Genomic DNA, 6446 nt, shown 5'->3' with positions numbered 1-6446 from the left:
TGGAACCACCTGACCCCATGCCGAACTCAGTAGTGAAACGAAATAGCGCCGATGATAGTGTGGGGTTTCCCATGTGAAAGTAGGACATTGCCAAGCTCCTAATTTTAAAAAGAACTAAAACAAAAATTGAAAAGATTTTCCTGGTGAAAATAGCGTTTTGGAACCACCTGACTCCATGCCGAACTCAGTAGTGAAACGAAACAGCGCCGATGATAGTGTGGGATTTCCCATGTGAAAGTAGGTCATCGCCAGGGCCCAATTAGATGAACCCGTTGCAGCAATGCAGCGGGTTTTTTGCTATGTGCAATTTAAAAAGCTGTAGACAGAGCAGTGTTGTCTATTCCTCCATGAAGCTGGTATCTAGCAGTCTTTGGGGACACTTTCCTGTGGAGGGGTCTTTTTTGCGCTGTGAATAGGTCTGCGTTCTCTACGATAGCTCATTTCACCTTGCGCAAAGTAATACCAATTTCACTTAATACCTGGTCTATTTGAAGGAGTAAATAGGACGCTAACAGCGTTAAAAATTTCTCATTTAGAACAACTAAATAGCAAAATTTTTGCCTGGTTATCGACCCTATTTTCTCGCCTCAAAATAGATCACTTAATTAAGCAAATTGGTATAAATGTACTCGCATCGCTCGCTGTCATTGTACTTTGCACTTAATTCATCCATGAATCTGCGTTCTATCGCGCATTTCGATAATTGTATGCTACTTCCCCACATCTATGCGGCTCTTTGCGCTCATCTCTTCGAACTACGAAGTGTTCTTCGGCTTTTAATCACACTTGTTTAAAGGCGTGTTAAAGCACGATTCTCGCTATATTTCAGATTGTCTTGAGCTACTTAATTGGTTAAAACTGAGCTAGTATCCAAGCATGTTACTCATTTACTAGAAAATAATGTCTGAGCTTTATCACTGGTTTGATTTGTTAGGTGTAATGGTGTTTGCCATATCAGGTACCTTAATTGCCTATAGTAAGCATATGGATGGATTTGGTGTGGTTGTGTTGGCAACTGTTACCGGTATAGGGGGCGGGACTATAAGAGATGTGATCCTCGATGTTCCGGTCTTTTGGTTGCATGATTCAAGCTATTTTATCGCTATCTTTTCAGCGATAGCAGTTAGTATCTGGACGCTGAACCGGCAAAAGAAGATCCCCACATTGTATCTGCAAGTTGCTGATGCATTTGGGTTGGCTTTCTTTGCTGTTATGGGGGTCCAAAAAGCGCTGGATATTGGTATGCCAGATACAACTGCTGTGATTATGGGCGTTTTGACAGGGTGCTTTGGTGGTGTGATCCGGGATGTGCTGGCCAGAGAAATTCCGCTTTTACTTAAGGGCGAGTTATACGCTATCACCTGTATTTTGGGCGGGATAGTTTATACTCAACTCATAAACTTTAATTTATCAACAGAAGTTGTCATGTTGCTGGCGATGGCCACCACGTTGTTTGCCCGACTGGCAGCTATGCGTTGGGGCATTGTGTTGCACGTCTTTAATTACAAAGATTAACCATAGGACAAGGAATGTCATTAGCAAGAATACTCACACGTGCTCAGGTAGGTATTGAGTCTCCTGTTGTCACGGTAGAAGTTCATCTGAGTAACGGCTTACCTAGCTTTAACATAGTGGGCCTGCCGGAAACATCGGTCAAAGAATCTAAAGAGCGTGTGCGCTCAGCACTGCATAACTCGAATTTTATCTTTCCAGAACAACGCATCACAGTGAATTTAGCACCGGCTGATCTGCCTAAGCAAGGCGGTCGCTATGACCTGGCAATAGCAGTAGGCATCCTGGTTGCATCAGGGCAGCTCAATGAACAGGCAACACAAGGGTGTGAATTTTATGGTGAGCTTGCCCTCAATGGGGAGATAAGAGCTGTGACGGCCATCATCCCGGTTGTCATGGCTGCCAAGCGTGAACACCACACCTGTTATATCCCGGAAGAAAACCTGGGCATGGCGCAGCTGGTTGAGTATCAGCAGTGCATTGCTGCGAATACACTGCATGCTCTGTGGTTGGATCTGAGTGGTCAATCATCGTTGCCTTTTACAGAGGAACGTATACCTATTTCTTCCGCTAATACGCTCAGCAGCACGCAGATGGATATGAGTGATGTTAAAGGGCAACCTATGGCTAAGCGTGCACTCGAAATTGCCGCAGCAGGAGGTCATAATATTTTGTTTCTTGGTCCTCCGGGCACAGGTAAATCTATGCTGGCACAGCGTATGCCGGGAATTATGCCAAATATGAGCATAGAACAAGCGTTGCAGACGGCTGCCGTGTATTCTTTAACGGGGAAGCAGCTTAGCTTGGAAAATTGGCGTAGCAGGCCATTCCGTGCGCCTCACCATACCTGTTCTGCGGTTGCCCTGGTGGGCGGCTCGTCTAATCCCCGGCCTGGTGAGATATCTTTGGCGCACAATGGGGTACTCTTCTTAGACGAATTGCCTGAATATGAACGTAAGGTGCTGGATTCTCTCAGAGAGCCGATGGAAACGGGGCAGGTGACCATTTCGCGTGCTGCACAGCAAGTTGATTTTCCCGCCTGTTTTCAGCTCATCGCTGCACTTAATCCGAGCCCTACCGGCTGCCATACTGATAAACGTGCTTCGCCAGAGCAGGTATTGAGGTACTTAAGTAAAATATCAGGCCCTTTTGTCGACCGGATAGACTTACAGATAGAATTACCCAGACTCAGCACGCAGGAACTGCAATCATCTACACCGGAAGTGACCAGTGAGCAAATACGTAGCAGAGTCGAGGCGGCGTTTAGCATTGCGTTGAGCCGCCAGGGTAAAGCAAACGCCAGGTTGACGACCCGGGAAATTGAGCAGTATTGTACGCTGTCCCCCGATGTTGCTCAGCTGCTTGCCCGAGCAACGGAGAAGCTGAACCTCTCGCCACGCTCTTATCATCGCATCATCAAGGTAGCCAGAACGATAGCTGACTTGTCACATCGTCCGGGGATAACGGTTCCCGACCTGAAAGAAGCACTCAGTTATCGGGCTTTTGAGCGTTTATTGGGGCAGCTGACATACAGCTAAGTGCGTGATTAGGTGGATAGCATATAGCCTTTGCCACGAACCGTCACAATGCGCTTCTGCTCTTTCTCATCGCCGAGTTTTTTTCGCAGTCTGCCGATAAGTACATCAACAGTTCGGTCGCTGGGGCTCCAGTCTGGCTGGCCTATTTCTTCTGAAATTTTGGCTCTGGAAGTGGCTTTACCGGCGTTCGCAATCAGGCAAATAAGCACCTTGTGCTCCGCTTCTGTGAGCCTGGCTTCGTCGCCATGCGGATTAATAAGCGTCCGGTTATCCGGATGAAGTTTAAAATCTGCATATTCGATAAATTCTTCAGATTCGTCTTCCCCTTTGCTGCCAGCGATACGTTTATACAGGGCACGCATTCGAAGTTCCAGCTCAAGCAGGTCAACGGGTTTACAGACGTAGTCATCCGCGCCCTGAGCTAAACCAGCAATGCGATCTGCTTGTGTGTCGCGACTGGAGAGCATGATCACGCCGATATCGGTAAGCGTATTGAGTTCTTTGGCAAGATTGAGACCATCCGTTGCGGGTAATACAACATCTACAATGGCCATGTCGAAGGGGTTGCCTTCATTGATTTGATTATGAACGAGTTGCAATGCTTGTGCACCGGTGTTATCCAGCGTGAGCTGAAATTCAGTATTTGCAAAATGGTTTGCGATCCTTTTTGCTAGTAGATCGTCATCTTCCACCAGAAGCACGTTAATGTTCATAGCACCGTAACTTTATCAATAAATCACTTATATATTAGCACTGAGAAAACTGGGCTGAGAAGGGTAAGTTGATTATTTTCAAATAAAAAACAATGCAAATAAAACTTTAGTATGAACCTGTGAAGTGAATAAAAATGTGCTAATTCTGAAATATCATACAGTTGAATGGCTTTTTTTAAAAAAGGCAGCACCTAAGTGCTGCCCATGATTTTATTTACCGTATAGGTGTTGCCACCATTGAGGTTGATCTTTCAGGTGTTTGTCAAAATAGGCGAGCATAGTGTCCCACCACTGAAAACGTCGGTCGCGAGCAAATATCTGATGATCCGCGCCCTTAATTTCAATCAGTTCAACATCCTGGCCAAGTAGCTTCAGTGCGGTATACATAGTGTGACTCTCTCCGACTGGTACATTGACATCGGCATCGCCGTGTAACAGCAGCAGTGGTGTTGTTACTTTATCGGCATTAAAGACAGGGCTGTGCTGCGAGTACAATTTGGCGTTATTCCAGGGGAAGCTGTGCTTTGACGCTTCACCCGAATAGAGGTAACCCCACCACCCTTGTCCCCAGTATGACGTAATATTAGAGATACCAGCATGCGAAATCGATGCACTGAACATATCTGTTTTCGTTGTCAGTAACATGGTCATGAAGCCGCCATAAGAAGCGCCCAGGTTACCCAAACGATTTTTATCAACATAGGGATATTCGGTCAGGAAGGCTTTGGTGCCTTTGATAATGTCATCGGCAGTTTGCTCACCCCAGGCATTGACATGCTGAGCCGAGAAGCGTTGACCAAAACCAGTCGCCCCTGTTGGTTGCAAGACATAAACCACATAGCCGTTTGCAGCCCACAGATTAAATGGGTAACGTCCTGTAAAGGCCCTGGAAACTGGTGAAGTGCCGCCGTAATAGTAAATTAAGGCTGGATACTGTTTGGATTTATCCAGGTTGTGGGGCAGGTATACCCGGCCTTTGATTTCTGTGCCCTGACTATTGGTGAAGTTAAATTCTTCCAGTTTAGCAATCTCGCTGTTGCTATAAGCAAGTGGGGCTGAGTCCCACAAAGTGCGAGCGCGATTCTTATAGATGTTAACCTGTTTGAGTTGTTGTGGTGCAGAAGCTTGTGTACCGGCGACGAGTAGTGCTGGTTTACGGTTATCAGCAATACTGAAGCGCTCAACCACATCTAAGCCAGTTTTCAAACGCGTGTAGCGATCTTTGCTGACATCGTAGAGATACAGTTGCTGACGATCTTCATCCGTCACCTTCGCAACGACATCGCCGTTACTGAGTACGTTTATACTGCCGATCGCGGGGTTAAAGGCTTTACTTAGCGCTTTTGCCTGGGCGCCTTGCTGATCTAACCAGTATAACTGGCCATCGTAGTTATTGGTGAGCTGATCTTTTTCAACCGCTCTGCCGAGGCCATTTTTGAAATCTGGACCAGCCACAGCATAGATCCCCTTCGCTCCATATTTGGCTTCATTGAATGTGCGGTACTGACCGAGCACAGTTTCAGTGCCCTGTGTCAGGTTGAATTCAACCAGCTCGGTTAACATATGGGGGGGAGCTGAATAATCCTGCACTGCACGGCTGGTAAGAATACGATTGTTTTTGGCATCGTGATCTTCGAGCGTATGGCTTTGTTTGCCTTCAGTGAGTGCCTGGATCATGCCGGTTTTAATATCCAGCAAATAAATTTGTGTGTTGGTACGCGCATAGGACCAGCGATCTTCCAGGCCCTGATAATGCTTCACCAAAGATGTGTCTTTAGCAGGCGATTTAGACCAGCTAAATATCAGGCTGGTATCATTAAAATAAGCAAACTCACTGGCGCCTTTAAGATCCTCTGCGATCACCCGGGATGTCAGGGTCGTGAGATCCAGCGTTTTCAGTTGGCCGTGCTGGCTGTAAACCAGCTGTTCGCCATCCTGACGCCAGGCCAAAGAACTGGCGTTAACCCCTTCAAGCGTGAATATGACTTTATCATCGTCATTGAATACCGTGGTTTGAGTCAGTGCCTGATTACCGCGATTCGCCTGATAGTGCTTTTGTGTCGTGACATAATGCTCAGCATCCGGTGAGACGGAAACAGCACTGACGACTGGGGCATCGAATAACTGTTTGGCAGACAGCGCTTTGGTTGTTTTGTCAGTAAATAACAGTTGATCGTGGTCTGTTTTGCCATTGAATGCCACAGAGACTTTTTTCCAGTCAGCGACTTGCTCAGCTACAATGATGACCTGATGATCGCCGGTGGGTAAATTGAGTGTTGAGGACATCTTGTCAGAATGGCGTTCACCATTGACGAAAATATGTGCCTTTTCTATGCCATCCAGCACCAGTTCACCCTGCACGAAACGGTTGACTGAAAACTCCATTTTCATTGCCTGTAGCCCGCCCATAGTCAGTGCATTTAACTGAGACAGTGGCTGCCACTTGGCGTCAACACCCAGCATAGACACGGTTTTCTCTGAACCCGACAAGCTCGGGACCAGGTTAGCGATTATGGTTTGTTGATGTGCCGTATTATAGGGCTTAATTGTGCTGGCCTGACCCAGAGGGCCAATAAATTGAATATCCTGCTTGTTGATTGGAGCAGCACTGAGTGATGTGCTCAATGCAGATAACAGCAGCACAGCGACCGATTTTAACTTCATAGTTTGCGCCTATTGTGGG

The 6446-nt window shown here is 46.7% G+C and carries 4 protein-coding genes and 2 rRNA genes; 4 read left to right on the top strand and 2 right to left on the bottom strand.

Annotation, left to right across the window (positions count from 1 at the left end; all coding sequences use genetic code 11):
- The 4 genes from rrf (MHN31_RS10880) to MHN31_RS10865 all read left to right on the top strand — a co-directional run.
- A 5S ribosomal RNA gene (rrf, locus tag MHN31_RS10880) occupies positions 1-96 on the top strand; the annotation flags it as partial.
- A gap of 43 nt (positions 97-139) precedes the next feature.
- Positions 140-254 (top strand): 5S ribosomal RNA (rrf, locus tag MHN31_RS10875).
- A 646-nt stretch (positions 255-900) separates the two neighbouring features.
- A complete protein-coding gene (locus tag MHN31_RS10870; protein WP_138538365.1) occupies positions 901-1515 on the top strand; it encodes a trimeric intracellular cation channel family protein in 615 nt (204 codons plus the stop codon).
- Positions 1516-1529: 14 nt separating this feature from the next.
- A complete protein-coding gene (locus tag MHN31_RS10865; protein WP_239444273.1) occupies positions 1530-3050 on the top strand; it encodes a YifB family Mg chelatase-like AAA ATPase in 1521 nt (506 codons plus the stop codon).
- A gap of 8 nt (positions 3051-3058) precedes the next feature.
- On the opposite strand, the gene MHN31_RS10860 is transcribed toward MHN31_RS10865, so the two are convergent.
- Together MHN31_RS10860 and MHN31_RS10855 are read right to left on the bottom strand one after the other, a co-directional pair.
- Positions 3059-3763, bottom strand: a complete 705-nt coding sequence (locus MHN31_RS10860) for a response regulator transcription factor (protein ID WP_010386686.1) — start codon at positions 3761-3763, stop codon at positions 3059-3061.
- 210 nt (positions 3764-3973) lie between these two features.
- A complete protein-coding gene (locus tag MHN31_RS10855; protein WP_239444272.1) occupies positions 3974-6427 on the bottom strand; it encodes a prolyl oligopeptidase family serine peptidase in 2454 nt (817 codons plus the stop codon).
- Positions 6428-6446 lie beyond the last annotated feature (19 nt).

This window comes from Pseudoalteromonas sp. McH1-42 (assembly GCF_022347845.1).
Classification (GTDB): domain Bacteria; phylum Pseudomonadota; class Gammaproteobacteria; order Enterobacterales; family Alteromonadaceae; genus Pseudoalteromonas; species Pseudoalteromonas rubra_D.
The sequence above is the reverse complement of the archived record's forward strand: the minus strand, read 5'-3'. Positions and strand labels throughout refer to the sequence as shown.

Bases quoted from the DNA above. Each gene is read 5' to 3' on its own strand.
- MHN31_RS10865 (WP_239444273.1), top strand. From the start codon at position 1,530: ATGTCATTAGCAAGAATACTCACACGTGCTCAGGTAGGTATTGAGTCT.
- MHN31_RS10870 (WP_138538365.1), top strand. From the start codon at position 901: ATGTCTGAGCTTTATCACTGGTTTGATTTGTTAGGTGTAATGGTGTTT.
- MHN31_RS10860 (WP_010386686.1), bottom strand. From the start codon at position 3,763: ATGAACATTAACGTGCTTCTGGTGGAAGATGACGATCTACTAGCAAAA.
- MHN31_RS10855 (WP_239444272.1), bottom strand. From the start codon at position 6,427: ATGAAGTTAAAATCGGTCGCTGTGCTGCTGTTATCTGCATTGAGCACA.